Consider the following 25320-nt stretch of genomic DNA (forward strand, 5'->3'; position numbering starts at 1 on the left):
GCCCTCAGCCTGCCCCAACCCCGAAAAGATCCCACCACACAGACTCAACGTCCCCGTCAGCAAGCTGCCGGGGACTCATGAACGATCGAGGCTAACCTGGTTCGTAGGCTGCCGCTGACAGTGTGCGGCGAATGTCGAGGCCACGGAGATGACCGCTGTGGACGAACGTGGAGTCGCAGAGTTCTTCGAGCGTTTTGAGCCGCCCGTCGGACTCAAAGCGGAGCTTCTGCGGGGGGAAATCGTGATGATGGCCAGCCCCGATCTGGTGCACAACCTGATCGTGCTGCACACGGAGCGGCAGATCCCGTTGGATCGCTGGTATCCGCTCCAGACCCAGGACGTAGACGTCGTCGACGAAGCAAGCGAGCCGGTTCCGGATCTCGTGATCGTGGCACGCGACGTCCTGCCCGATTCGGGGCGTCTGCTGCCGTGCCAATTGATCACGATGGTCGTCGAGGTCGTTTCCAAGAACAGCGTTCACCGCGACTATGCCGTCAAGCGTTCGATCTATGCCGCAGGCAACGTGCCCGCCTATCTCATCATCGATCCGATCATGGCGCGGTGCGTTCTGTTGACGAAGCCCGAGGGGAAGGGCGAGGACGCCAATTACCGGGCGCAGTACATCGAGAAGTTCGGCCAGCCGCTGATGCTGGATGTTCTGGGCGTCGAGCTGAACACCAGCGAGTTCGGAACCTTCCCCGACGTCAGGCCCCACCGCTACCCGTGACGAAGTCGATCAGTTCCTCCACCCGTCCCAGCAGCTCCGGTTCCAGGTCCTTGTAGGAGCTCACGCGCGCGAGGATCGCCTGCCAGACGGCGCCCGTGTTGTCGGTGGGCCAGCCCAGCGCCCGGCAGACGCCCGTCTTCCAGTCCTGGCCGTGCGGGACCCGGGGCCAGGCGGCGATGCCCAGGGAGGACGGTTTCACGGCCTCCCAGATGTCGATGTACGGGTGGCCGACGACCAGGGCGTGGTCGCTGGTGACCGACCGGGCGATGCGCCACTCCTTGGTGCCGGGGAGCAGGTGGTCGACGAGGACGCCGAGACGGGCGTCGGGGCCGGGGGCGAATTCGGCCACGATGGCGGGGAGGTCGTCGACGCCCTCCAGGTACTCCACCACCACGCCCTCGACGCGCAGGTCGTCGCCCCAGACCTTCTCGACCAGCTCCGCGTCGTGGCGGCCCTCCACGTAGATGCGGCCCGCGCGGGCGACACGCGCGCGTGCGCCGGGGACGGCGACCGAGCCGGAAGCGGTACGGGAGGGGCGTACCGGGGCCGCCGACGTGGGGCGTACGAGGGTGACCACGCGGCCCTCCAGGAGGAAGCCGCGCGGCTCCAGCGGGAAGACGCGGTGTTTGCCGAAGCGGTCCTCCAGGGTGACCGTGCCCGCCTCGCAGCGGATCACCGCGCCGCAGAAACCGGTACCGGGCTCCTCCACCACCAGACCGGGCGCGGCGGCCACCTCGGGCACCGGCTTCGGCTTCTTCCACGGCGGGGTCAGGTCGGCGGAGTACTGGCGCATTCGGATGACGATAGGAGAAGCCGGGGCGGTGTGGTCACGACACGCCGAAGCGGGCCGCCAGGGCGTCGCGCTGCGCCCGGACGAACGCCGCGTCCACCACCGCTCCGTGACCGGGCACGTACAGGGCGCGTTCGCCGCCGAGCGACAGGAGGCGGTCCAGGGCCGCGGGCCAGCGGGACGGTACGGCGTCGGGGCCGGCCTGGGGATCGCCGGACTCCTCCACCAGGTCGCCGCAGAACACCACCTCGGGGTCGCCGGGGACCAGGACGGCGAGATCGTGGGCGGTGTGGCCGGGGCCCACGTTGGCCAGCAGGGCCTGGCGGCCGTCGCCGAGGTCGAGGGTCCACTCGCCGGAGACCAGGTGACGGGGGAGGGGGAGGGCGTCGGCCGCCTCCTCGGCCTCGGGGGCGGGGAGACCGTTGCGGACCGCGTCCAGGCGGAGCGCCTCGTGGTCGTACGCGAAGACGGCCTCGGTGCCCACCGCCGCGTACAGGTTCGCGCCCGCGAAGGCGGCCGCGCCGAAGACGTGGTCGAAATGCGGATGGGTGAGCGCGAGATGGGTCACACGGCGGTGGGCGAGCGCCTGCGCCTCCATGCGCAACCGTGCGCCCTCCGCCAGGCTTGAGCCGGCGTCCACCATCAGAGCCGTGCCCGCGCCGAGAACCAGACCGGCCGTGCAGTCCCAGCCCGGCAGCCGGCACCGGCCGACGCCTTCGGCCACCCGCTCCCAGCCCAGCTCTTCCCAAGTCACCGTCATGCCGCGACGCTAGCCGTAGAACGCCATGGGTCCTGACCGACCTTGCCCAGTCAGTACCCCACGGCCGTACACTGGGCCGGGGATGCTGGCACTCGCGTTCGCAGAGTGCCAGACGAAAGACCCGAAGGACCCGAAAGGCCGCGGGACGACTTTCTGGAGGTGTGGCGCCGGATGCTGAGTGAACGCAGGCTTCAGGTATTGCGCGCCATCGTCCAGGACTATGTCGGCACCGAGGAGCCGGTGGGTTCGAAGGCGCTGACCGAACGGCACAACCTCGGGGTCTCCCCGGCGACCGTGCGCAACGACATGGCCGCCCTGGAGGACGAGGGGTACATCGCCCAGCCGCACACCAGCGCGGGGCGGATCCCCACCGACAAGGGCTACCGGCTGTTCGTCGACAAGCTGGCCGGCGTCAAACCGATGAGCGCGCCCGAGCGGCGGGCCATCCAGAACTTCCTCGACGGCGCCGTCGATCTCGACGACGTCGTGGCGCGGACCGTACGGCTGCTGGCGCAGCTGACGCGGCAGGTCGCGGTCGTGCAGTACCCGTCGCTGACGCGGTCCACCGTGCGGCACGTGGAACTGCTTTCGCTGGCTCCGGCCCGGCTGATGCTGGTGCTGATCACCGACACCGGGCGGGTCGAGCAGCGGATGGTCGACTGCCCGGCGCCCTTCGGGGAAACGTCTCTGGCGGATCTGCGGGCGCGGCTGAACAGCCGGGTCGCGGGGCGCCGGTTCTCGGACGTGCCCCGGCTGGTGGAGGACCTGCCGGAAGCCTTCGAGGTCGAGGACCGCGGCGCGGTCTCGGCGGTGCTCTCCACCCTGCTGGAGACGCTCGTCGAGGAGAACGAGGAGCGGCTGATGATCGGCGGCACCGCCAATCTCACCCGCTTCGGACATGACTTTCCCCTCATGATCCGGCCCGTCCTGGAGGCACTGGAGGAGCACGTCGTGCTGCTCAAGCTCCTTGGCGAGGCCGGGGATTCGGGCATGACCGTACGCATCGGTCACGAGAACGCCTACGAGGGACTCAACTCCACGTCCGTGGTGTCGGTCGGCTACGGTTCGGGCGGCGAGGCAGTCGCCAAACTCGGCGTGGTCGGACCGACCCGCATGGATTACCCGGGAACGATGGGAGCGGTACGAGCGGTGGCACGGTACGTCGGACAGATCCTGGCGGAGTCGTAAGTGGCCACGGACTACTACGCCGTTCTCGGCGTGCGCCGCGACGCGTCGCAGGAAGAGATCAAGAAGGCCTTCCGTCGGCTCGCGCGCGAGCTGCACCCGGACGTCAACCCGGATCCGAAGACCCAGGAGCGGTTCAAGGAGATCAACGCCGCTTACGAGGTGCTGTCGGACCCGCAGAAGAAGCAGGTCTACGACCTCGGCGGCGATCCGCTCTCGCAGAGCGGGGGCGCGGGCGCCGGGGGCTTCGGGGCCGGTGGCTTCGGGAACTTCTCCGACATCATGGACGCCTTCTTCGGTACGGCGTCCCAGCGCGGGCCGAGGTCGCGTACGCGGCGCGGCCAGGACGCGATGATCCGGATCGAGGTCGAGCTCGACGAGGCGGCCTTCGGCACGACCAAGGACATCCAGGTCGACACGGCGATCGTCTGCAACACCTGCAACGGTGAGGGCGCGGCGCCGGGCACCTCCGCCCAGACGTGTGACATGTGCCGGGGCCGTGGTGAGGTCTCGCAGGTGACGCGGTCCTTCCTGGGCCAGGTCATGACCTCGCGGCCCTGCCCGCAGTGCCAGGGGTTCGGGACGGTGGTTCCGACGCCGTGCCCCGAGTGCGCGGGTGACGGGCGGGTGCGGTCGCGGCGGACGCTGACCGTGAAGATCCCGGCCGGTGTCGACAACGGCACGCGGATCCAGCTCGCCGGTGAGGGTGAGGTCGGGCCGGGTGGCGGTCCGGCCGGTGACCTGTACGTCGAGATCCACGAGCTGCCGCACTCGACGTTCCAGCGGCGCGGGGACGATCTGCACTGCACGGTGACGATTCCGATGACGGCGGCGTCGCTCGGTACGAAGGTGCCGCTGGAGACGCTGGACGGTCTTGAGGAGGTCGACATCCGGCCGGGCACGCAGTCCGGGCAGTCGATTCCGCTGCACGGGCGTGGGGTCACGCATCTGCGCGGTGGCGGCCGGGGTGATCTGATCGTCCACGTCGAGGTGACGACTCCGACCAAGCTCGACCCTGAGCAGGAGCGGTTGCTGCGCGAGCTGGCGAAGCTGCGCGGGGAGGAGCGGCCGACGGGGCAGTTCCAGCCCGGTCAGCAAGGGCTGTTCAGCCGGCTGAAGGACGCGTTCAACGGGCGTTGACGGGTCACCGTGAAGGGGCTCCGCCCCTTCGACCCCACCAGGGGGCTCCGCCCCCTGGACCCCCGAAACCCATGCCCACCCACCACCCGACTCGGCCGATGAAGAGGCGAGGCCGCCACCCGACTCGGCCGACGAAGGGGTGCGGTCGCCTCGACTCGGTCGATGGAGGGGTGCGGTCGGCTCGACTCGGCCGATGAAGGGGTGCGGTCGGCTCGACTCGGCCGATGAAGGGGTGCGGTCGGCTCGACTCGGCCGATGAAGGGGTGCGGTCGGCTCGACTCGGCCGATGGAGAGGTGCGGCCGGGGCGACTCGGTCGGCGAAGAGACGAGGCCGGCTCGACTCAGTCGGTGAAGAGGCAAGGCTTCGGCGACTCGGTCGGCCAAGGGGAGAGGCCCCGGCGACTCGGCCGACGAAGGGGAGAGGCCCCGGCGACTCGGTCGGTGAAGGGGTGAGGCCGTCTCTCGGCTCGGTCGGTGAAGGGGTGAGGTCGGCAGGTCAAGGTGGTTGTGGGGCGGGGAAATTTCTGGCATGTGCCAAAGGGGCAGCCCGATTCGGACTTGTTCGGAGGACGTGACAACATGCCGTCATGTCCTCCGCACTGACCGATCTCTTCCCCATTCCGATCGTGCAGGCCCCCATGGCCGGCGGGGTCTCCGTGCCGCAGCTCGCCGCCGCCGTGTCCGAGGCGGGCGGGCTGGGGTTCCTCGCTGCCGGGTACAAGACCGCCGACGGGATGTACCAGGAGATCAAGCAACTGCGGGGGCTGACCGGTCGCCCCTTCGGCGTGAATCTCTTCATGCCGCAGCCGGAGTACGCCGAGTCGGGGGCCGTGGAGGTCTACGCACATCAGCTGGCCGGTGAGGCCGCCTGGTACGAGACCGAGCTCGGCGACCCGGACAGCGGCCGGGACGACGGGTACGAGGCCAAGCTGGCCGTGCTGCTGGACAACCCGGTGGCCGCCGTCTCCTTTCACTTCGGTGTGCCGACGCGGGAGGTGCTGGACTCCCTGCGGCGGGCCGGGACGGTCACGCTGGTCACCGCCACCACCGCCGAGGAGGCCCTCGCCGTCGAGCGGGCCGGGGCGGACGCGGTGATCGCCCAGGGAGTCGAGGCCGGGGGCCATCAGGGCACCCACCGGGACGTGGCGGAGAACGACGGGTCCGGGATCGGGCTGCTGTCGCTGGTCGCCCAGGTGCGGGAGACCGTGGGGATCCCGGTCGTCGCCGCGGGCGGCATCATGCGCGGCAGCCAGATCGCGGCCGTACTGGCGGCCGGGGCGAGCGCGGCCCAGCTGGGTACGGCCTTCCTGGCCACCCCGGAGTCCGGCGCCGCCGACGTGCACAAGCAGGCGCTCACCGACCCGCTGTTCACGCGGACCGCGCTGACCCGGGCGTTCTCCGGGCGGCCCGCCCGCGGCCTGGTCAACCGGTTCATGCGCGAGCACGGCCCGTACGCGCCCGCCGCCTACCCGGAGGTCCACCACCTCACCTCCCCGCTGCGCAAGGCCGCCGCCAAGGCAGGCGACGCGCAGGGCATGGCCCTGTGGGCCGGGCAGGGGCACCGGATGGCCCGCGAGCTGTCCGCCGGGCACCTGGTGGAGACCCTCGCGGAGGAACTCGCCGCCGCGTCGACAGCGTTGTCGACCGAGGGGACCGAGGGCGAGGGGGGCGGACGGTGACTGCTCCGGTGTTCGTGGTCGATCCGCTCGTGGTGCCCGGGGGCTCCGGTGGCGAGGTCGTGCTGGACGGGGCCGAGGGGCGGCACGCCGTCTCCGTGAAGCGGCTGCAGCCCGGTGAGGACGTCATCCTCACCGACGGGCACGGGCGCTGGGCCGAGGGTGTCGTGCGGGCCGCCGAGGGCAAGGACCGGCTGGTGGTGACGGTGCTGGACGGCGTCGCCGAGGAGCCCGTGCCGCAGCCGCGGATCACCGTCGTGCAGGCACTGCCCAAGGGGGACCGGGGCGAGGTCGCCGTGGAGACCATGACCGAGGTCGGTGTCGACGCGATCGTGCCCTGGCAGGCCGCCCGCTGCATCACCCAGTGGAAGGGCGAGCGGGGCCTGAAGTCGCTCGCCAAGTGGCGGGCCACCGCCCGTGAGGCCGGCAAGCAGTCCCGCCGGGTGCGGTTCCCGGAAGTCGCGGACGCGGCGACGACCAAGCAGGTTGCGGCACTTCTGGCCAAGGCCGACCTCGCCGCCGTGCTCCACTCCGACTTCGGGCACGGCAGCGAGCCCCTCGCGGAGGTCCGGTTGCCCGCCGCGGGTGAGATCGTGCTGGTCGTCGGGCCCGAAGGCGGTGTCGCCCGGGACGAGGTGGCGCTCTTCGAGGAGGCGGGCGCCAGGGCGTACACCTTGGGGCCTACCGTGATGCGCACGTCGACCGCCGGGACGGCGGCCGCGGCCCTGCTGCTCGGGCGCACCGGCCGCTGGTCCTGACGTCGGCCACTTGTGCGGGGCTTGACCCTTGAGGGTGGGACGCCGGGGAAACTCGCCAAGTGGAGCCAGCTGCGCTGCTACGGTCGCTTCATCCGACAGGATCTACCGCCGGACGGGCGGGAAGTCAGGCCTGTGGAGGCCCTGTAAGACCAGCTCCCTCCGGGGAACGGCGAGGGCCTGCGAAGCAGGTACCCGTGGTGGTGCCACGCACGGCACGGACCGGAATCGCCTGCACTCGCAGGTGAGGGCGTCAACGCTTCTACGCCGAGGTGCGTGGAGCTTCTGCGGCCCCTGCTGCACGCTGGTGACGGTCTGTGGCAGGGGTCGCCCACCTCAAGGACCCGGAGGGGAACCTGGTGGAGCTGCAGGAGTGGCTGCTGCTGCGCACCTGAGGGATCCGGGGACCTGAGGGAGGGGGCACCGGTGCGGGGGACCTCTTCGAACGCGTGAGTGGCCGTATGCCCTCTACCGTCACCGGCGCGACGGTGGCAGGCTGCCCTCCATGGGGGTATTGAGGCGGATTTGGCGCCGGCCGCGCGGGACCAGGGTGGCGGCCGTGACCGGGCTCGCGGTGATCGCCGTGGGCGGTGCGGTGGCCTGCCAGCCCAGCGACCTGAACACCGCGACGGTCGCCTACACCACCGACCGGACCGCCACCGCCGAGCTGAAACGGCAGCACGTCGACGTCAGTTGGCTCACCTGCACCGGCAACTACGGCTCAGCGGCGGCGAGCACGAAGAGCACGAAGACGCCGTCGGCCACCTCCACCTCCACCACCGTCGTCTCCGTCGACTGCCAGGGCCGGACCGAGGACGGCCGGAGCATCACCGTCACCGGCCGGGTCACCAAGGCCGTCAGCGGGGCCTGTGTACGCGGGAACCTCGTGGCCAAGGTCGGCGGCAAGGAGTGGTTCCGGGTGAACGGGCTGGGCAACTGCGACGCCACACCCGGGCCGACGTACAGCACCTACCGGCCGCCCACCTACGGGCAGCAGCCCGGCCCCACCGTGACCGTCACGAAGACCGTCTGGTGCCAGGGCGACCCCAAGTGCTGGCCGGTGCAGGGCAAGTGATCGAAATCGGCCACCGGGAACACGCCCCGATGCATAGGCTGAGCGAGTGACTCAGGGTGCAGCGAACGGACCGCGGTCCTACCTCCGATTTCCGCACGTCCACGGCGACCTGGTCGCCTTCACCGCCGAGGACGACGTGTGGCTGGCGCCCCTGGACGGCGGCCGTGCCTGGCGGGTCAGCGCCGACAACGTCCCCGTGACACTGCCGCGCATCTCGCCCGACGGGACCACGGTCGCCTGGACCTCCACCCGCGACGGCGCCCCCGAGATCCACCTCGCTCCCGTCGACGGCGGCTCGTCCACCCGTCTGACGCACTGGGGGAGCGCCCGCACCCAGGTACGCGGCTGGACCGCCGACGGGCAGGTCCTCGCGATCACCACCCACGGCCAGGCCAGCCTCCGGCGCAGCTGGGCCCACACCGTCCCGCTCGACGGCGGCCCGTCCACCGTCCTGCCCTACGGCCCGGTCGGCCATGTCGCCCAGGGCCCGCACACCGTGCTGCTGTCCGCGCCGATGGGGCGGGAGGCGGCCTGGTGGAAGCGGTACCGGGGCGGTACGGCGGGCAAACTGTGGATCGACCGGGACGTCGAAGGCGCGGAGGGCGCCGGCGCGTTCGTACGGCTGCACGCGGAGCTGGACGGGAACCTGGAGTACCCCGTGTGGGCCGGGGAGCGCATCGCGTTCCTGTCCGACCACGAGGGCACCGGGGCGCTGTACTCCTCCCTCGCCGACGGCTCCGACCTGCGCCGGCACACCCCCCTCGACGGCTTCTACGCCCGCCACGCCTCCGGTGACGGCACCCGCGTCGTCTACGCCTCGGCCGGTGAGCTCTGGCTCCTCGACGACCTGGAGGGCGCCGAACCGCGCCGCCTGGACATCCGGCTCGGCGGACCCCGTGTGGACCGGCAGCCGTACCCGGTCAACGCGGCCCGCTGGTTCAGCTCGGCCTCGCCCGACCACACCGCGCGCGGCAGCGCCGTCCTGGTGCGCGGCGGCGTGCACTGGGTGACCCACCGGTCCGGTCCGGCGCGGGCGCTCGTCGCCCAGCCCGGGGTGCGGGCCCGGCTGCCCGTCACCTTCCGCGCGGACGCGGAGGAGTGGGTGGTGTGGGTGACGGACGCCGAGGGCGACGACGCCCTGGAATTCGCTCCCGCGACCGGGCTGGTGCCCGGCGCCACCCCCCGCCGGATCGCCGCCGGACAGCTCGGCCGGGTCCTGGAACTCGCCGTCGCCCCCGACGGCGGCCGGGTCGCCGTCGCCGCCCACGACGGCCGGCTGCTTCTCGTCGAGCGGGAGACGGGCGAGGTCCGCGAGGTCGACCGCAGCGAGGACGGCGACGTCTCGGGCCTCGCCTTCTCGCCCGACTCCGGCTGGCTCGCCTGGTCCCACCCCGGCGCCGGCGGGCTCTGCCAGCTCCGCATCGCCCACACCACCGACCTCACCGTCACCGAGGCGACCCCGCTGCGGTTCCGGGACTACGACCCCGCCTTCACCCGCGACGGCAAGCACCTCGCGTTCCTCTCCACCCGCTCCTTCGACCCGGTCTACGACGAGCACGTCTTCGACCTGGCCTTCGTGGTCGGCGACCGCCCGCACCTGATCACCCTCGCCGCCACCACCCCCTCGCCGTTCGGCCCGCAGCGGCACGGCCGCCCCTTCGAGACCCCGGACAAGGACGAGACCCCGGACGCCGAGGGCACCCCCGCCACCCGCATCGACCTGGAGGGCCTCGCCGACCGGATCGTGCCCTTCCCCGTCGAGGCCGGCCGCTACTCCACGCTCCGCACCGCCAAGGACGGCGTGCTCTGGCTGCGCCACCCGGTGCGCGGCGTGCTCGGCGCCTCCCGCGCCCACCCCGAGGACCCGGCGCCCAAGACCGAGCTGGAGCGTTACGACCTCGCCCAGCAGCGCATCGAGTACCTCTCCTCCGACGCCGACCACTTCGAGGTCAGCGGCGACGGCAAGCGCGTCCTGCTGTGGGCCGACAGCAAGCTCAAGGTCGTACCCAGCGACCGTCGCGCCTCCGGCGACGACGACAGCGACACCAACATCACCGTCGACCTGGCCCGGGTCCGGCAGACCGTCGACCCGGCCGCCGAGTGGCGGCAGATGTTCGACGAGACCGGCCGCATCATGCGCGACCAGTTCTGGCGCCCGGACCTCGGCGGCGTCGACTGGGACGGTGTCCTCGACCGTTACCGCCCGCTCGTCGAGCAGGTCGCCACCCACGACGACCTCGTCGACCTGCTCTGGGAGGTCCAGGGCGAACTCGGCACCTCGCACGCCTACGTCACCCCGCGCGGCGGCTACGGCAACGGTGCCCGCCAGGGCCTGCTCGGCGCCGACATCTCCCGGCACGAGGACGGCAGTTGGCGGATCGACCGGATCCTGCCCGCCGAGACCTCCGACCCCGGCGCCCGCTCCCCCCTTGCAGCACCCGGCGCCGCGGTGCACCCCGGCGACGCGATCGTGGCCGTCGCCGGCCGCCCCGTCGACCCGGTGACCGGTCCCGGCCCCCTCCTCGTCGGCACCGCGGGCAAGGCGATCGAACTGACCGTGTCCCCGGCGGGCGGCGGCGACCTGCGGCACCCGGTCGTCGTCCCGGTCGCCGACGAGGAGCCGCTGCGCTACCACGCGTGGGTCGCCGACCGCCGGGCCCACGTCCACGCACTCTCCGGCGGCCGCCTCGGCTACCTCCACGTCCCCGACATGCAGGCACCCGGCTGGGCCCAGATCCACCGCGACCTGAGCGTGGAGATGGCCCGTGAGGGCATCGTCGTGGACGTCCGGGAGAACCGCGGCGGGCACACCTCCCAGCTCGTGGTGGAGAAACTGGCCCGGCGGATCGTCGGCTGGGACCTGCCGCGCGGCATGCGGCCGTTCAGCTACCCGAAGGACGCGCCCCGGGGACCGGTCGTGGTCGTCGCCAACGAGTTCTCCGGCTCGGACGGCGACATCGTCAACGCGGCGATCAAGGCACTGGGCATCGGCCCGGTGGTCGGCACCCGCACCTGGGGCGGTGTGATCGGCATCGACAGCCGCTACCGCCTGGTCGACGGCACCCTGGTCACCCAGCCGAAGTACGCGTTCTGGCTGGAGGGCTACGGCTGGGGCGTGGAGAACCACGGCGTCGACCCGGACGTGGAGGTCGTACAGACCCCGCAGGACTGGGGGGCGGGGAGGGATCCCCAGCTGGACGAGGCGGTGCGGATGGCACTGGAGGCCTTGGAGGCGGTGCCTGCGAAGACTCCGCCGACTTTGCCGACCTCTTAGGGGCGCGGGGAACTGCGCGACCAGCCCCCACCGGCCCGCAGCCAAACCGACTACGATGCCCCCGGAACTGATCACCGGGCGAGGAGAAAACATGGCCGGGGAACCCCAGGACGACTGCCTGTTCTGCAAGATCGTCGCAGGCCACGTCCCGGCGACGATCGTCCGGGAGACGGACACCACCGTCGCCTTCCGGGACATCAACCCCCAGGCACCCACCCACGTCCTGGTGATCCCCAGGGTCCACTACAAGAACGCGGCCGAGCTCGCCGCGGGCGAACCCGCCATCGCCGCCGACATACTGCGTGAGGCCCAGGCCGTCGCCGACGAGGACAAGCTGGAGAGCTACCGCATCGTCCTCAACACCGGCAGCGGCGCCGGCCAGACCGTCTGGCACGCGCACGCCCACGTCCTCGGCGGCCGCGGCCTGCAGTGGCCCCCCGGATAACTCGCCGTGTCCGTACGTGAACTGGTGGTCCTCGGCACCGCCAGCCAGGTCCCCACCCGGCACCGCAACCACAACGGCTACCTGCTGCGCTGGGACGGCGAGGGCATCCTCTTCGACCCCGGCGAGGGTACCCAGCGGCAGATGCTGCGGGCCGGGGTCGCCGCCCACGACCTGAACCGGATCTGCGTCACCCACTTCCACGGCGACCACTCCCTCGGCCTCGCCGGGGTCATCCAGCGCATCAACCTCGACCAGGTCCCGCACCCGGTCACCGCGCACTACCCGAAGTCAGGGCAGCGCTTCTTCGACCGGCTCCGGTACGCCACCGCCTACCGCGAGACCGTCGGCATCACCGAGGCCCCCGTCGACGCGGACGGCGACCTCGCGGCCACCCGCTCCTACACGCTCCAGGCCCGCAAGCTCTCGCACCCCGTCGAGTCGTACGGCTACCGGCTCACCGAGCCCGACGGCCGCCGCATGCTGCCCGAACGGCTCGCCGCGCACGGCATCACCGGCCCCGACGTCGGCCGGATCCAGCGCGAGGGCGTCCTCGGGGACGTCACGCTCGACGAGGTCAGCGAGGTGCGCCGCGGCCAGCGGTTCGCGTTCGTGATGGACACCCGGCTGTGCGACGGCGTGCACGCCCTCGCCGAGGGCTGCGACCTGCTCGTCATCGAGTCGACGTTCCTCGACGAGGACGCCCGGCTCGCCGCGGAACACGGCCACCTGACCGCCGGTCAGGCCGCCGCCGTCGCCCGGGACGCCGGCGTACGGCACCTGGTGCTGACCCACTTCAGCCAGCGCTACCCGGAACCCGAGAACCCCGAGAGTTTCGAACGGCAGGCACGGGCCGCCGGCTACGAGGGCGAGCTGACCGTCGCCCACGACCTGCTCCTCGTGCCGGTTCCGAAGCGCAGGTGAAGCGGCCGTACCATGCTTTGATGGCCCTCCCCAAAGCAGAACTGCACCTCCACATCGAAGGCACCCTGGAGCCCGAGCTGGCGTTCCGGCTGGCCGCGCGCAACGGCGTCGAGCTGCCGTACCCGGACACCGACGCGCTGCGCGAGGCGTACCGGTTCGAGGACCTGCAGTCCTTCCTGAACCTCTACTACGAGCTCATGGCCGTCCTGCGCACCGAGCAGGACTTCGAGGACCTCGCGAACGCGTATCTCGCGCGGGCCGCCGCCCAGGGCGTGCGGCACGCCGAGATCTTCTTCGACCCGCAGGCGCACCTCGCCCGCGGCGTCGGCATGGGGACGGTCGTCGAGGGCCTGTGGCGGGCGCTCGGCCGCAGCGCCGAGAACCACGGGATCTCCACCCGCCTGATCATGTGCTTCCTGCGGGACGAGTCCGCGGAGTCGGCGATGGAGACGCTGGACGCCGCGAAGCCCCACCTCGACCGGATCACCGGCATCGGGCTGGACTCGGCCGAGGTCGGGCATCCGCCGGTCAAGTTCCGCGAGGTGTACGAGGCCGCGGCCGAGCTGGGGCTGCGGCGGGTCGCCCACGCGGGTGAGGAGGGTCCGCCGGAGTACATCACCGAGGCGCTGGACCTGCTCGGCATCGAGCGCGTCGACCACGGGCTGCGCTGCATGGAGGACCCGGAACTGGTCGCCCGGCTGGTGCGGGAGCGGATCCCGCTGACGCTGTGCCCGCTGTCGAACGTCCGGCTGCGCGCGGTCGACGTGCTCGCCGAGCACCCGCTTCCGGCCATGATCGAGGCCGGGCTGCTGTGCACGGTCAACTCCGACGACCCGGCCTACTTCGGCGGTTACGTCGCCGACAACTACCACGCCGTGCGCGACGCCCTGGGCCTGACCAGGGAACAGATGCGGGAACTGGCCCGCAACTCCTTCCTCGCCTCCTTCCTGGAGGACGACGAGGAACTGCGGGCGCGGTACCTCGCCGAGGTGGACGCCTACGAGTTCGGCCCGGCAGGCGGCAACTCAGGCGGCAACTAGGCCGCGACGTCCAGTCGCACCGGCGCCTCGCCGGTGCGCGCCGGGCCGGTCGTGACGGTGGTGGTCCTGCGGCGCAGCGCCACCGCCGTCAGCGGTACCGCGACCGCCAGCAGGGCCACCGCGAGGACCGTCCCCATCGCCGGGAAACCGGCCCGCGCCGCCAGCAGGCTGCCGGTCATCGGGCCGACGGCCGTCCCCAGCGACGACGCCGACCCGACCAGCACCGCCCAGCGGCCCCGCGGGTCCAGGGCGGCGGCGAGCCCGATGACGTACGACAGGACGACCGGGTAGAGCAGGTTCCAGGCGATCTCGCCGGCCGCGAACGTCGTCAGGTCGGTCGCGGACGCGCTGAGCGCGATGCAGCCGGCGATCAGTACGGTGCCGATGGCGCCTGCCTGGGTGGCGGAGAGAGGGAGCCCCGATTCGAGCCTGCCGACGGTGGTCGGGAGGAGGTACGGGGCCAGGTACCCGGCCGTGAAAAGGGCGACGAGGGGCCAGGGGATGGTGCGGGGGCGGACACGGGCGTTCCCAGGGCATGCGGAAGGAGCGGCTCAAGAAAGGGGGTTGGGCGCAGGCCGTCGAGGGACAGGAATGCGCGGAGAATTTGTATCAGGGGAGGGGGAACGGAAGAAGGGTGGGGGGTGTGATGTGGGGCACGGTGGGGTTTCGGGGGCGGGGGAGGGGGTAGCCGCGCCAGGCGCCGTGGGGGAGCGGTGAGTCGGCGGCTGCGGGTCCGTCGTGGCTGGTCGCGCAGTTCCTCCCCCAGCCTTCGGCCGGGGGTACCCCCAGCCTTCGGCCGGGGGTACCCCCAGCCTTCGGCCGGGGGTACCCCCAGCGCCCCTTACGGGGCGCTGTCCAGTTGTGTGTTGACAGGGACCGTGTCCCCCCGACATGCCACTTCTCAGCGCCAGTTGACCGTGCCGCCCGTTGTCGCTGATTCGATTCTCGTGCGGGTCTCCTGCATCACCGCCACGATCTCCGCCTCGTGCTCCGGCGTCAGGCGGGCCAGCGGTACCGAGCAGCTGATCGCGTCCTGGGGCGGGGTGTCGTAGCGCAGGGCGAAGCCGAAGCCGGTGATGCCGAGGACGCTTTCCTCGCGGTCGGTCGAGTAGCCGCGGGCGCGGACCCCGGCCAGGTCGGCACGGAGGGCGTCGCGGGTGGTGTGGGTGCGGGGGGTGAGGGGCCGGTAGGGGCCCGCGGGGAGGTCGGCGTCCGGGCGTTCCGCCAGCAGCGCCTTGCCGAGGGCGCCCGCGTGGGCCGGGAGGCGCCGGCCCACCCTGCTGATCGTGCGCAGGTACTCGTGGGACTCCCGGGTCGCCAGGTACGCCACGTCCGGGCCGTCCAGGCGGGCCAGGTGGATCGTCTCGCCGAGCGCCTCCGAGGCCTCGTCGAGGTAGGGGCGTACGAGGCGGACGCGCGGGTCGGAGTCCAGGTAGCCGGTGCCGGTCAGCAGGGTGCGGATGCCGACGCCGTAGAGGGAACCGGTGGTGTCGGTACGCACCCAGCCCCTCGTGATCAGCGTCTGGAGGAGGGCGTACATCGAACTGCGCGGGACGCCGAGTTCGTCCGCCAGTTCCTGGAGGCGGGCCGGGCGGTCGCCGCGGGCCGCGAGGAGCTCCAGCAGCTCCACCGTGCGCGCCGCGGACTTCACTTCGCGGACGCCTGCTGTCTCGGACATGTGCAGATCGTAGAGGGGCGGGGCGGTGTGCGCCGTTGACGGGGGTGCGTTCGCATATCTAGTCTCGGTTCTTGTACTTGGATGCTATCTATATGGGGAGACGGAGATGGGTGGGGTGACCGGACAGCCGGAGCATGTGGTGCGGAGGCTGCGGGACGGGATGGCGGGCGGGGTGCTGTCGTTCCCGCTGACCTCGTTCCACGCCGACGGGTCCCTAGACGTGGACGGATTCCGGGCCTACGTCGCGGGGCAGCTGGCCGCCGGGCCCGGCGCCCTCTTCCCGGCCTGCGGCACCGGGGAGTTCTTCTCGCTGGACGAGGACGAGTACCGGCAGGTGGTGAGCGTGACGGTCGAGGCGGCCGGCGGGCAGGTGCCGGTGGTCGCGGGGGTGGGCTACGGCTGGGCGCAGGCCGTCCGGTTCGCGCGCATCGCCGAGGAGGCCGGCGCGGACGCCCTGCTCGTGCTCCCGCACTACCTCGTCGGCGCCCCGCAGGACGGACTCGTCGCGCAGGTCGAGGCGATCGCGGGCCGGACCGGGCTGCCGCTCGTCGTCTACCAGCGCGGCCAGGTCGCGTACACCGCCGAGTCGCTGGCGCGAATCGCCGGCATCCCCGGCGTCATCGGCCTCAAGGACGGACACAGCGACCTCGACCGGCTCCAGCGGCTCACCCTCGCCGCCCCGGACGGCTTCCTCTTCTTCAACGGCGCCGCCACCGCCGAGATCCAGGCCCGCGCCTACGCGACGGTCGGCGTCCCCGCCTACTCCTCCGCCGTGCACGCCTTCGCCCCCGAGATCGCCGACGCCTTCTTCGCCGCCCTGCAGAGCGGCGACCAGGGCACGGTCGACAAGCTGCTGCGCGACTTCTACGTGCCGTTCGTCGAACTGCGGGACCGGGTGCCCGGATATGCCGTGTCGCTGGTGAAGGCGGCGGCCCGGCTGCGCGGCCGGCCGGTGGGTCCCGTGCGCGCCCCGCTCACCGACCCGTCCGCCGCCGACCTGGCCGACCTCGACGCACTGCTCACCACCGGCCTCGGCCTCGTGGGGGCCGCGCGGTGAACCCCGCCGTCACCGGCGTCCGCCCCACCTGCTGAACACGCGGGGCGGGCACGAGCCGGGCGCCGACGGCACCCCGCCGACAGCGCCGCCCGTTCGGGCGGTCGTACGGCGAGAGCGGCCGCCGCTCCCGCGCCATGGTGCAGACTGGCCGGATCCGCACCACGTCAGGGAGCGCACCGTGACCGCGTCCAACGCGTTCGCCGGAGAGGAACCGGAGTACCTCGACGACGACAGGGGAGCAACAGCACCGCACTGCGCCGCGCAGGTCGACCCGCTGGCCGGCCTGCGCACGCCGGACGACCCGCCCTGGGACGTCTACCTCACCGGCACCGTCTTCCTCGACATCGTCTTCACCGGCCTCGACTCCGCGCCGGTGCGCGGCACCGAGTCCTGGGCCCGGGGCATGGGCTCCAGCCCCGGCGGCGTCGCCAACATGGCCACCGCCCTCGCCCGCCTCGGCCTGAAGACCTCCCTGGCGGCCGCCTTCGGCGACGACCACTACGGCGAGTACTGCTGGGACGCGCTCGCCCAGGGCGAGGGCATCGACCTCTCCCCGTCCCGGAAGGTGCGCGGCTGGCACTCGCCGGTCACCGTGTCCATGGCGTACGAGGGGGAACGCACCATGGTCTCGCACGGTCACGAACCGCCCGCCGACACGCTGTTCCGCCAGCAGAACGCCCCCGGGCACCCCGCCCACGCCCGTGCCGCCGTCGCCTCCCTCACGCCCGGCACACGCAACCCCTGGATCGCCAGGGCGGCTGCCGAGGGGACCCGGATCTTCGCCGACGTCGGCTGGGACGACACCGGTGCCTGGGACCTCGCGGGCCTCGCCGACCTGGAGCACTGCGAGGCGTTCCTGCCGAACGCGGAGGAGGCGAGGCGGTACACCGGCGAGGACTGCCCGCGGGCCGCGGCGCACGCGCTCACCGCGTACGTGCCGCTTGCCGTCGTCACCCTCGGGTCGGAGGGCGCGTACGCGGTCGACGGGCGGACCGGCGAGTCCGCGGAGGTCCCGGCGATCGCCGTGGAGGCCCTCGACCCGACCGGGGCGGGCGACGTCTTCGTCGCCGGCTTCGTCACCGGGACGCTCGCCGACTGGCCGCTGGCCGACCGCCTCGCCTTCGCGGGCCTCACGGCGGCGCTGTCCGTCCAGGAGTTCGGCGGCTCCCTGTCCGCTCCCGGGTGGTCGGAGATCGGGGCGTGGTGGCGGAAGGTGCAGTCGGTGGCGGGGCAGGATCCGGCGGCGCTGCGCCGGTACGCGTTCCTGGAGGGCCTGGTGCCGGAGGAGGACCAGGTGAGGCCGTGGCCGCTGCGGAGGGCGGTACCGACGATCGGGTTCGGACGGGCGGGGTGACGGCCGACGGTGCGGGTGCGGTAGGTGGGGGCTGGGGCCGGGGGGTTTCACTCGCCCGCGTTGGCGGGGTGCCGCCCGCGCCCACCCGTGCCGCCCTGCGGCACGCCTGCCCGTGGCTGAAGCTGGAAGACGCGGCTGGGCAGCGCCCCGTCAGGGGCGCGGGGAACTGCGCGACCAGCCCCCACCGGCCCGCAGGTGGACAGCGGCCGTCACCACCCCGCACCTACTGCCCGAGCACTCCGGCAACCTGCTGACGCACCAGCGACCGCCCCGCCTCCGACACCCCCGACAACGCCCCGGCGAACAGTTCCTCCACCCCGCCCCCCTCGGCCCCCACACTCCCGCTGCTCACCACGTACCCCTCCCGCACCGCGACCCTCAGCACACCCTCCGTGTCCACCGCCGCCGCGGCGATCGTCGGCACCTCCCCGCCCGCCGGATCCGCCACCTTCGCGTACGCCCCCTTCACCGGCTCCCGCCAGCGCAGCGCCAGCAGCACCGGCGACTTGGCCTGCACCTCGGCCAGGTCCACCCGGTCCACCCCGTCCGCCGTGAGCACGTCGGCCCACGCGTCCAGCGCGATCGCCGCCGGCAGCAGGTCCCGCAGACTCGACCCGGCGATGTTCCCGCCCACCGTCGCCGTCCGGCGCACCGCCCCCGTGCCGACGCCCTTCGCCGCCTGCCGCAGTATCTCCGGGACCCGGTCGTCCACCTGGTGGAGAAGGACCGCGCCGCCGAGCACCCCGTCCCCGACCGCCGTCGCCTCCGGCACCTTCCGCAGGGACACCGCCTGTTCCGGGAAGCCGTCCCGCTGCCACGCGGCCCATATCAGGGTCGCTCCGCCGACGGGTATCGCCCCCTCGGCCAGACATTCCCGGGCCTCGGACACGGAGGTGGGCAGACGCAGCTGCACGGCTACCTGCTTTCTGTGCGGACAGGTGGCGTGGAGCGAGCGAACGCGGCCCCCCGACCACGTATGGCAGTGACGGCAGGGATTCTGCCCCGGCGTGCAGGAGCGCATGCAGGGCTCACTGCCGCAGTGGGGGCGCCCTCCGCTGTGAAAAGGCCTACAGCGTTGTCAGTCCCGCGTCGTACGCTTGATATCGCGAGGCCGCCCTCAGCTACGCGGCCGTGACGAGGAGGAACCGCAGGCCTTAAGCGCCGGCCCATGACTCAGACACCCACAGCTCACACCCCCGCGCAGCAGCAGGCCCGAGCTCAGTTCGAGGTTCCCGCCCAGCACCCGATGGTCACCGTGCTGGGATCCGGCGACTCCCTGCTGCGCGTGATCGAGAAGGCCTTCCCGGCGGCCGACATCCACGTCCGGGGCAATGAGATCAGCGCGGTCGGCGATGCCCGTGAAGTCGCCCTCATACAGCGCCTGTTCGACGAGATGATGCTGGTGCTCCGCACCGGACAGCCGATGACGGAGGACGCAGTGGAACGCTCGATCGCCATGCTGCGGGCGAGCGAGAACGGGGAGGGCCCGGAGGAGACCCCGGCCCAGGTTCTGACACAGAACATCCTGTCCTCGCGCGGCCGCACCATCCGCCCCAAGACCCTCAACCAGAAGCGGTACGTCGACGCGATCGACAAGCACACGATCGTCTTCGGCATCGGGCCCGCGGGCACCGGCAAGACCTACCTGGCCATGGCCAAGGCGGTGCAGGCCCTGCAGTCCAAGCAGGTCAACCGCATCATCCTGACCCGGCCGGCGGTCGAGGCGGGCGAGCGGCTCGGCTTCCTGCCGGGCACGCTCTACGAGAAGATCGACCCGTACCTGCGCCCGCTGTACGACGCGCTGCACGACATGCTCGACCCGGACTCGATCCCGCGCCTGATGGCGGCCGGGACCATTGAGGTGGCGCCGCTCGCCTACATGCGCGGCCGCACCCTCAACGACGCCTTCATCATTCTCGACGAGGCCCAGAACACCTCTCCCGAGCAGATGAAGATGTTCCTCACCCGGCTCGGCTTCGAGTCGAAGATCGTGATCACGGGTGACGTGACGCAGGTCGACCTGCCCAACGGGACCAAGTCCGGCCTTCGCCAGGTGCAGGACATCCTGGAGGGCCTGGAGGACGTGCATTTCTCCCGTCTCACGTCCCACGATGTCGTACGGCACAAGCTGGTGGGCCGTATCGTCGACGCGTACGAGAAGTACGACAGCAAGCACGGCACGGAGAACGGCGCGCACCAGGGCGGCCGCTCGAAGTCCGCGCACAAGGGGAAGTAGACAAGCACAGCGCCATGTCGATCGACGTCAACAACGAGTCCGGAACCGAGGTCGACGAGCAGGCGATCCTCGACATCGCCCGCTACGCCCTCGCGCGGATGCGCATCCACCCGCTCTCCGAGCTCTCGGTGATCGTCGTGGACGCCGACGCCATGGAGCAGCTGCACATCCAGTGGATGGACCTGCCCGGGCCGACCGATGTCATGTCCTTCCCGATGGACGAGCTCCGGCCGCCGTCGAAGGACGAGGAGGAGCCGCCGCAGGGGCTGCTCGGCGACATCGTGCTCTGCCCGGAGGTCGCCGCCAAGCAGGGGGCCGAGGCCGAGACCCAGCACTCCATGGACGAGGAGCTCCAGCTGCTCACCGTCCATGGCGTGCTGCACCTGCTCGGCTACGACCACGAGGAGCCCGACGAGAAGGCCGAGATGTTCGGCCTGCAGGCGGCCATCGTGGACGGCTGGCGCGCGGAGCAGGGCCTGACCGGCCCGTCCCCGGCGCCGACGGTCTCGTAAGCGGGCCGGGTCGAATTCGTATGAGTCCGCAGATCGTCCTCGGAGCGATCGCGCTGGTCGTCGTCGCCTGGCTGGCCGCCTGCGCCGAGGCCGGTATCGCCCGCGTCTCCAGTTTCCGGGCCGATGAGGCGGTGAAGTCCGGGCGGCGCGGCAGCGCCAAGCTCGCCCAGGTCGCCGCCGACCCCACCCGCTACCTCAACGTGGCGCTGCTGGTCCGGGTCGCCTGCGAGATGGCGGCCGCGGCGCTGGTCACGTACGCCTGCCTGCAGGAGATCCCGACCACCTGGCAGGCGCTGCTCGCCGCGATCGGCGTGATGGTGCTCGTGTCGTACGTCGCCGTCGGCGTCTCCCCGCGCACCATCGGCCGCCAGCACCCGCTGAACACGGCGACGGCCGCCGCGTACGTCCTGCTGCCGCTGGCCCGCGTCATGGGCCCGATCCCGTACCTCCTCATCCTCCTCGGCAACGCGCTCACCCCCGGCAAGGGCTTTAGGCGCGGTCCGTTCGCCTCCGAGGCCGAACTGCGCGCCCTGGTGGACCTCGCCGAGCAGGAGTCCCTGATCGAGGACGAGGAGCGCCGCATGGTGCACTCGGTCTTCGAGCTGAGCGACACCCTGGTCCGGGAGGTCATGGTCCCGCGCACCGACCTCGTCGTCATCGAGCGGTACAAGACGATCCGCCAGGCCCTCACCCTCGCCCTCCGCTCGGGTTTCTCCCGGATCCCCGTCACCGGGGAGAGCGAGGACGACATTGTCGGGATCGTGTATCTGAAGGACCTGGTCCGCAAGACGCACATCAGCCGGGAGGCCGAGTCCGACCTGGTCTCCACCGCGATGCGGCCCGCGTTCTTCGTGCCCGACACCAAGAACGCCGGCGACCTGCTGCGCGAGATGCAGAAGGAACGCAACCACGTCGCCGTCGTCATCGACGAGTACGGCGGCACGGCCGGGATCGTCACCATCGAGGACATCCTGGAGGAGATCGTCGGCGAGATCACCGACGAGTACGACCGCGAACTCCCGCCCGTCACCGGCCTCGGCGACGACCGCTACCGGGTCACCGCCCGCCTCGACATCACCGACCTCGGCGAGCTGTACGGCCTGGAGGAGTACGACGACGAGGACGTGGAGACCGTCGGCGGCCTGCTCGCGAAGGCCCTCGGCAGGGTGCCGATCGCCGGTGCCTCCGCCCAGGTCGAACTCCCCGACGGCCGCAGGCTGGCCCTCACCGCCGAGTCGGCCGCCGGCCGCCGCAACAAGATCGTGACGGTACTGGTGGAGCCGATACCGGCACCCGACGCCGCGGAGGACGACCCCGAGTGACCCCGGACCAGCTCCGAGCCTTCTGCCTCTCCTTCAACGCGGCCGAGGAGGACTTCCCCTTCAACCCGGACATCTCGGTCTTCAAGGTGCTCGGCAAGATGTTCGCGCTGAGCTGGATGGACGCGGAGCCCCTCAAGGTCAACCTCAAGTGCGACCCCGACGACGCGATCCGGCTCCGCACCGAGCACGAGGGCCTGATCGCCCCCGGCTACCACATGAACAAGCGGCACTGGAACACCGTGACGGTGGACAGCACCCTCCCCGACCGGCTCGTCCAGGACCTGATCGAGGACTCCTACGACCTCGTCGTGGCCGGCCTCCCGAAGACGGAACGACTGCGCCTGGACCGGCCGTGAATCAGGTTGCCCGGGGTGGCAGGGGCACGGTCGGATGTCCTCCATGACCATCAGATACCCGCGCCCCCTGCGCCCCGGTGACCGCGTCGGTGTGACCTCCCCGTCCAGTGGAGTGCCCGAGGTGCTGCGCGGACGGCTCGCCGCGGCGGTCCGTACGGTCGAGGAGCGCGGGTACGAGGTGGTGACCGGCCGGTGCATGGACGGTTCCACGCACATCAGCGCACCGGCCGCAGAGCGGGCCGCCGAACTCACCGGGATGCTGATCGACCCGTCGATCCGGGCCGTCGTACCCCCGTGGGGCGGCGAGACCGGTATCGACCTCCTGCCGCTGCTCGACTTCGAGGCCATCGGGCGGGCCGAACCGACCTGGGTCGTCGGCTACTCGGACATGTCGACCCTCATCACCCCGCTGACCCTGCGCACCGGCGTCGCGACCGTGCACGGCAACTGCCTGATGGAAACGCCCTACCGGCCGCCGGAGGGTCTCGCGTCCTGGCTGGACGTCGTGGCCGCGCCCCAGGGGCGGCCGTTCACCCAGACCCCGCCGGGGCGGTACCGGGCCGCCGGACGGGACGACTGGATCGCGGAGCCCGGCATCAGGGACCTCACCCTGGACGCCGAGGGCGCCTGGACCCGGCTCGACGGAAACGGGGACCTGGACGTCGAGGGGCGGCTGATCGGCGGTTGCATCGAGACCCTCGCCAGTGTCGCCGGGACGCCGTACCTGGACACCGCCGGCTTCGCCGGGGAGGAACCGCTGCTGGTCTATGTCGAGGCCTGCGAGGACAACGCGTTCACCGTCTGCCGGAACCTGCACGGCATGCGGCTCGCCGGGTTCTTCGACCGGGCGGCCGCGGTGCTCGTCGGGCGGACCAGGGCGCCCGGCAGCCCGACTCTCAGCCAGCACGAGGCCGTGCTCGACGCGCTCGGGCCGCTCGGCGTGCCGGTCGTCGCGGACGTGGAGTGCGGGCATGTGCCGCCGTTCCTGCCGCTCGTGAACGGCGCGCGCGGGCGGGTGCTGCACTCCGCGGAACGGAGTCAGATCGTCCAGACCCTCGACTGACTCCGTCCGGGGGCGGGGGAGGAGCTCGGGGGTGGTCCGGGTTGTTCGTATGCTCGGGGCATGACCGACAGCAACGCGCTTGATGCCGAGGACCGCAAGATCGTCACCCTGGCCCGCTCGGCCCGGGCCCGCAACGGGGTGCCCGAGGGGGCGGCCGTGCGGGACTCGACGGGCCGTACGTATGTGGCGGGGACCGTGGAGCTGGCCTCGCTGAAGCTGAGCGCGCTGCGGACGGCGGTGGCGATGGCGGTGGCCTCGGGGGCGGAGTCGCTGGAGGCGGCGGCGGTGGTGTCGGCGGCGGAGGGGCTTTCGGCGGACGACCTCGCCGCGGTACGGGATCTCGGGGGACCGGGGACACCGGTACTCCTGGCGGGCCCGGACGGGGAGGTACGCCTCACTGTCCCGGCCTAGTGGGTGAGCGGCGTCCCGGTCTGGGGGACCGGGAAGGTTTGCCGGGGCCGCACCTGGGTGGTGCGGTTCCGGCGCTCGATGGCGCGAGGCGTCAGTTCCAGGGTTCGCGGTAGGGGTTTTCGCCCAGCACCTGCGCGGCGGCCGCGCAGAGGTCTTCGCCGTAGAGCTGGTTGCTGCCGTATTCGGAGCCCCAGAGATCGGATGCGGCCTGGGCCACCGCGCGCCAGCTGAAATCCTCGTCGACGCGCCACGTGCGAATCTGTACGGCCATCGCTGTCGTGATCGTCGCCGGATCCACAGTGTCGTGTGTCATTCCGCTGCTCCTGGAGATGTCGCCGGGAAGGTGGCCCGGAGCTCACTCATCGCTGTCTGCCGCGTTCCTCGCCAACCCCGGAGCCCCCGAAACCCCCAGGCCGGCCATGCCCGCCACGCCCGCTCCGACGGCGATCCCGACACGGTTGACCGAGCCCACCACAGCCCGGGACGTGGCCGGACGCAGCAACACCTTCGAATCATCCGTCGCGAGGGTCCGCCTCATCGGAAGACGATGACCCCTGCTGCGCATCGGACGGTTGACTCAGTCGGGGGAGGGGCGGGGCGGGTTGACTGGGGGTGGCTGGGGTCCTGTGGGCGGGTGTGGGTGCGTCGTGGTTGCTCGCGCAGTTCCCCGCGCCCCTTCAGGTGGGACCAGTGCAAGCGCCCCAAAGGGGCGCGGGGAACTGCGCGACCAGCACCCACGCGCCCGCAGTCGTAGACGCACCGCCGCCCCCCCCCTCCCCACACTCGGCCAAATTTCAACCTTGTAGGTCTGAGTCGCTCGCGTATCAATGGGACCGTAAGTTCCGACGGACCGTCAGATTCGGCCCCGCGGTGTGTCCGCACCCACCCGGACCGGGGTCGCCATCCCCACATGGCATTCCCACGCAACGGGAAGGGAGCCCGATCCCCATGAAACGAATAGCCACCGGTGCGGCACTCGCGGCGGGGGCCCTCGCCGCAACGGCGCTGGCCTTTGCGCCCACGGCCGCCGCCGTCACCCCGACCACCGCCACCGTCACCGCCAGCTGCGGCATCTTCGGCGGCGGCACGGCCACCCTCACCGCCACCCAGAGCGGCACCTCCGCCACCCTCACGCTCACCTCCAGCGCGATCACCACCCCGCTCGCCCTGTCGGCGAACTCCATCGCCTCCACGCTGACCATGGCCAACTCGGCCGGCAGCAACGTCGTCTTCAGCGGCACCGTGAACCCGGCCATGTCCGCCGGCTCCGCGGTCACCGTCGGCCCCCTCCCCGGCACCGTGGCCTCCGGCGACAGCCTCGACTTCTACGGCGGCTCGCTGAAGATGGTCATCTTCGGCATCACCGTCACCTGTACGTCCAGCGCCGCCCAGTCCCCCGGCCCGTTCGTGTTCTGAGCCGCGGGACGGGTTCGTTCCGGATGCCGCAGAAGCTGATGAACCGTCAGGTTTCTGCGGCATCTCCATTGACTTCTCACGCGGCCTCCACATCAATGGCCCCCTGTCGGCGCAGAGGAGCCGCTGC

General features: G+C 71.8%; 24 protein-coding genes and 2 pseudogenes. 20 read left to right on the forward strand and 6 right to left on the reverse strand.

The annotated features are described in order from the left end of the window. Nucleotides 1–148 precede the first annotated feature (148 nt). Nucleotides 149–727 carry a Uma2 family endonuclease gene (locus tag ABZ887_RS36940; protein WP_361299629.1) on the forward strand — a complete coding sequence of 193 codons (579 nt, stop codon included), beginning with the start codon at nucleotides 149–151 and terminating at the stop codon, nucleotides 725–727. On the opposite strand, the gene ABZ887_RS36945 is transcribed toward ABZ887_RS36940, so the two are convergent. Beyond that, entirely contained in the window at nucleotides 705–1520 is an 816-nt protein-coding gene (locus tag ABZ887_RS36945; protein WP_361299632.1) for a DUF3097 domain-containing protein, read from the reverse strand. The genes ABZ887_RS36940 and ABZ887_RS36945 overlap by 23 nt on opposite strands. A 34-nt stretch (nucleotides 1521–1554) precedes the next feature. Further along, nucleotides 1555–2277, reverse strand: coding sequence for an MBL fold metallo-hydrolase (locus ABZ887_RS36950; protein WP_361299635.1), 723 nt, complete (start codon nucleotides 2275–2277; stop codon nucleotides 1555–1557). Nucleotides 2278–2448: 171 nt separating this feature from the next. Between ABZ887_RS36950 and hrcA the strand changes: the two genes are divergently transcribed. The 10 genes and pseudogenes from hrcA to ABZ887_RS37000 all read left to right on the forward strand — a co-directional run bounded on the left by hrcA (nucleotide 2449) and on the right by ABZ887_RS37000 (nucleotide 13788). After that, the gene (gene hrcA / locus ABZ887_RS36955; protein WP_361299638.1) at nucleotides 2449–3465 is read left to right on the forward strand and encodes a heat-inducible transcriptional repressor HrcA; all 1017 of its coding nucleotides are present in this window, start codon (nucleotides 2449–2451) and stop codon (nucleotides 3463–3465) included. After that, nucleotides 3466–4602, forward strand: coding sequence for a molecular chaperone DnaJ (gene dnaJ, locus ABZ887_RS36960; protein WP_217549614.1), 1137 nt, complete (start codon nucleotides 3466–3468; stop codon nucleotides 4600–4602). Between the two features lie 587 nt (nucleotides 4603–5189). Beyond that, a complete protein-coding gene (locus ABZ887_RS36965) occupies nucleotides 5190–6281 on the forward strand; it encodes a nitronate monooxygenase (protein WP_361299641.1) in 1092 nt (363 codons plus the stop codon). Continuing rightward, nucleotides 6278–7036: a 16S rRNA (uracil(1498)-N(3))-methyltransferase gene (locus tag ABZ887_RS36970; protein ID WP_361299644.1), complete on the forward strand. Its 759-nt coding sequence runs from the start codon at nucleotides 6278–6280 to the stop codon at nucleotides 7034–7036. The genes ABZ887_RS36965 and ABZ887_RS36970 overlap by 4 nt, the downstream gene beginning before the upstream one ends. Before the next feature lie 323 nt (nucleotides 7037–7359). Further along, a pseudogene (locus ABZ887_RS36975) lies at nucleotides 7360–7428 on the forward strand (VOC family protein); the annotation flags it as partial. Nucleotides 7429–7538: 110 nt separating this feature from the next. After that, nucleotides 7539–8108, forward strand: a complete 570-nt coding sequence (locus ABZ887_RS36980; protein ID WP_361299647.1) for a hypothetical protein — start codon at nucleotides 7539–7541, stop codon at nucleotides 8106–8108. A gap of 46 nt (nucleotides 8109–8154) precedes the next feature. Beyond that, nucleotides 8155–11382, forward strand: a complete 3228-nt coding sequence (locus tag ABZ887_RS36985; RefSeq protein WP_361299650.1) for a S41 family peptidase — start codon at nucleotides 8155–8157, stop codon at nucleotides 11380–11382. A gap of 91 nt (nucleotides 11383–11473) precedes the next feature. Beyond that, complete coding sequence (locus tag ABZ887_RS36990) at nucleotides 11474–11827, forward strand: histidine triad nucleotide-binding protein (protein ID WP_361299652.1); 354 nt, start codon at nucleotides 11474–11476, stop codon at nucleotides 11825–11827. A gap of 6 nt (nucleotides 11828–11833) precedes the next feature. Further along, nucleotides 11834–12748, forward strand: coding sequence for a ribonuclease Z (locus ABZ887_RS36995; RefSeq protein WP_361299655.1), 915 nt, complete (start codon nucleotides 11834–11836; stop codon nucleotides 12746–12748). A gap of 20 nt (nucleotides 12749–12768) precedes the next feature. Continuing rightward, nucleotides 12769–13788 (forward strand): adenosine deaminase, encoded by a 1020-nt coding sequence (locus ABZ887_RS37000; protein ID WP_361299658.1) that lies wholly within the window; start codon nucleotides 12769–12771, stop codon nucleotides 13786–13788. On the opposite strand, the pseudogene ABZ887_RS37005 reads toward ABZ887_RS37000, so the two are convergent. Together ABZ887_RS37005 and ABZ887_RS37010 are read right to left on the reverse strand one after the other, a co-directional pair. Further along, nucleotides 13785–14171, reverse strand: a pseudogene (locus ABZ887_RS37005) (MFS transporter); the annotation flags it as partial. The gene ABZ887_RS37000 and the pseudogene ABZ887_RS37005 sit on opposite strands and share 4 nt — an antisense overlap. A gap of 518 nt (nucleotides 14172–14689) precedes the next feature. Then, complete coding sequence (locus ABZ887_RS37010) at nucleotides 14690–15466, reverse strand: IclR family transcriptional regulator (protein WP_361299661.1); 777 nt, start codon at nucleotides 15464–15466, stop codon at nucleotides 14690–14692. A gap of 115 nt (nucleotides 15467–15581) precedes the next feature. Here ABZ887_RS37010 and ABZ887_RS37015 point away from each other — a divergent pair, with 115 nt between their 5' ends. Together ABZ887_RS37015 and ABZ887_RS37020 are read left to right on the forward strand one after the other, a co-directional pair. Further along, nucleotides 15582–16523 (forward strand): 5-dehydro-4-deoxyglucarate dehydratase, encoded by a 942-nt coding sequence (locus tag ABZ887_RS37015; RefSeq protein WP_361299664.1) that lies wholly within the window; start codon nucleotides 15582–15584, stop codon nucleotides 16521–16523. 178 nt (nucleotides 16524–16701) lie between these two features. After that, nucleotides 16702–17877, forward strand: coding sequence for a PfkB family carbohydrate kinase (locus tag ABZ887_RS37020; RefSeq protein ID WP_361299667.1), 1176 nt, complete (start codon nucleotides 16702–16704; stop codon nucleotides 17875–17877). A 223-nt stretch (nucleotides 17878–18100) separates the two neighbouring features. Here ABZ887_RS37020 and ABZ887_RS37025 read toward each other — a convergent pair whose 3' ends face one another. Further along, nucleotides 18101–18790: an FAD binding domain-containing protein gene (locus tag ABZ887_RS37025; RefSeq protein WP_361299670.1), complete on the reverse strand. Its 690-nt coding sequence runs from the start codon at nucleotides 18788–18790 to the stop codon at nucleotides 18101–18103. Nucleotides 18791–19045: 255 nt separating this feature from the next. On the opposite strand from ABZ887_RS37025, the gene ABZ887_RS37030 reads away from it, so the two are divergent. The 6 genes from ABZ887_RS37030 to ABZ887_RS37055 are packed head-to-tail and all read left to right on the forward strand — an operon-like array spanning nucleotide 19046 to nucleotide 23777. Continuing rightward, nucleotides 19046–20113, forward strand: coding sequence for a PhoH family protein (locus tag ABZ887_RS37030; RefSeq protein WP_361299673.1), 1068 nt, complete (start codon nucleotides 19046–19048; stop codon nucleotides 20111–20113). Between the two features lie 14 nt (nucleotides 20114–20127). Next, the gene (ybeY, locus tag ABZ887_RS37035) at nucleotides 20128–20625 is read left to right on the forward strand and encodes an rRNA maturation RNase YbeY (RefSeq protein ID WP_181802918.1); all 498 of its coding nucleotides are present in this window, start codon (nucleotides 20128–20130) and stop codon (nucleotides 20623–20625) included. 20 nt (nucleotides 20626–20645) lie between these two features. Continuing rightward, a complete protein-coding gene (locus ABZ887_RS37040; RefSeq protein WP_361299676.1) occupies nucleotides 20646–21947 on the forward strand; it encodes a hemolysin family protein in 1302 nt (433 codons plus the stop codon). Continuing rightward, a complete protein-coding gene (locus ABZ887_RS37045) occupies nucleotides 21944–22303 on the forward strand; it encodes an MmcQ/YjbR family DNA-binding protein (RefSeq protein ID WP_361299679.1) in 360 nt (119 codons plus the stop codon). The genes ABZ887_RS37040 and ABZ887_RS37045 overlap by 4 nt, the downstream gene beginning before the upstream one ends. 43 nt (nucleotides 22304–22346) lie before the next feature. Continuing rightward, a complete protein-coding gene (locus tag ABZ887_RS37050) occupies nucleotides 22347–23366 on the forward strand; it encodes a S66 peptidase family protein (protein WP_361299682.1) in 1020 nt (339 codons plus the stop codon). A gap of 60 nt (nucleotides 23367–23426) precedes the next feature. Beyond that, entirely contained in the window at nucleotides 23427–23777 is a 351-nt protein-coding gene (locus ABZ887_RS37055; RefSeq protein WP_361299684.1) for a cytidine deaminase, read from the forward strand. A 91-nt stretch (nucleotides 23778–23868) separates the two neighbouring features. Here the strand turns inward: ABZ887_RS37055 and ABZ887_RS37060 are convergent, their stop codons facing one another. Then, nucleotides 23869–24090, reverse strand: a complete 222-nt coding sequence (locus ABZ887_RS37060; RefSeq protein WP_361299687.1) for a hypothetical protein — start codon at nucleotides 24088–24090, stop codon at nucleotides 23869–23871. Between the two features lie 629 nt (nucleotides 24091–24719). On the opposite strand from ABZ887_RS37060, the gene ABZ887_RS37065 reads away from it, so the two are divergent. Next, complete coding sequence (locus ABZ887_RS37065; RefSeq protein ID WP_361299959.1) at nucleotides 24720–25193, forward strand: hypothetical protein; 474 nt, start codon at nucleotides 24720–24722, stop codon at nucleotides 25191–25193. Nucleotides 25194–25320: the final 127 nt, after the last annotated feature.

The organism is Streptomyces sp. NPDC047061, assembly GCF_040643955.1.
In the GTDB taxonomy this organism is placed as follows: Bacteria; Actinomycetota; Actinomycetes; order Streptomycetales; family Streptomycetaceae; genus Streptomyces.

What these genes read in the sequence shown, in the direction of transcription:
- ABZ887_RS37055 (WP_361299684.1), top strand. Translation starts at nt 23,427, where the DNA reads ATGACCGACAGCAACGCGCTTGATGCCGAGGACCGCAAGATCGTCACC.
- ABZ887_RS37030 (WP_361299673.1), top strand. Translation starts at nt 19,046, where the DNA reads ATGACTCAGACACCCACAGCTCACACCCCCGCGCAGCAGCAGGCCCGA.
- ABZ887_RS37040 (WP_361299676.1), top strand. Translation starts at nt 20,646, where the DNA reads ATGAGTCCGCAGATCGTCCTCGGAGCGATCGCGCTGGTCGTCGTCGCC.
- ABZ887_RS36945 (WP_361299632.1), bottom strand. Translation starts at nt 1,520, where the DNA reads ATGCGCCAGTACTCCGCCGACCTGACCCCGCCGTGGAAGAAGCCGAAG.
- ABZ887_RS37010 (WP_361299661.1), bottom strand. Translation starts at nt 15,466, where the DNA reads ATGTCCGAGACAGCAGGCGTCCGCGAAGTGAAGTCCGCGGCGCGCACG.
- ABZ887_RS36980 (WP_361299647.1), top strand. Translation starts at nt 7,539, where the DNA reads ATGGGGGTATTGAGGCGGATTTGGCGCCGGCCGCGCGGGACCAGGGTG.
- ybeY (WP_181802918.1), top strand. Translation starts at nt 20,128, where the DNA reads ATGTCGATCGACGTCAACAACGAGTCCGGAACCGAGGTCGACGAGCAG.
- ABZ887_RS36990 (WP_361299652.1), top strand. Translation starts at nt 11,474, where the DNA reads ATGGCCGGGGAACCCCAGGACGACTGCCTGTTCTGCAAGATCGTCGCA.
- ABZ887_RS36965 (WP_361299641.1), top strand. Translation starts at nt 5,190, where the DNA reads ATGTCCTCCGCACTGACCGATCTCTTCCCCATTCCGATCGTGCAGGCC.
- ABZ887_RS36940 (WP_361299629.1), top strand. Translation starts at nt 149, where the DNA reads ATGACCGCTGTGGACGAACGTGGAGTCGCAGAGTTCTTCGAGCGTTTT.
- hrcA (WP_361299638.1), top strand. Translation starts at nt 2,449, where the DNA reads ATGCTGAGTGAACGCAGGCTTCAGGTATTGCGCGCCATCGTCCAGGAC.
- ABZ887_RS37060 (WP_361299687.1), bottom strand. Translation starts at nt 24,090, where the DNA reads ATGACACACGACACTGTGGATCCGGCGACGATCACGACAGCGATGGCC.
- ABZ887_RS36950 (WP_361299635.1), bottom strand. Translation starts at nt 2,277, where the DNA reads ATGACGGTGACTTGGGAAGAGCTGGGCTGGGAGCGGGTGGCCGAAGGC.
- ABZ887_RS37000 (WP_361299658.1), top strand. Translation starts at nt 12,769, where the DNA reads ATGGCCCTCCCCAAAGCAGAACTGCACCTCCACATCGAAGGCACCCTG.
- ABZ887_RS37050 (WP_361299682.1), top strand. Translation starts at nt 22,347, where the DNA reads ATGACCATCAGATACCCGCGCCCCCTGCGCCCCGGTGACCGCGTCGGT.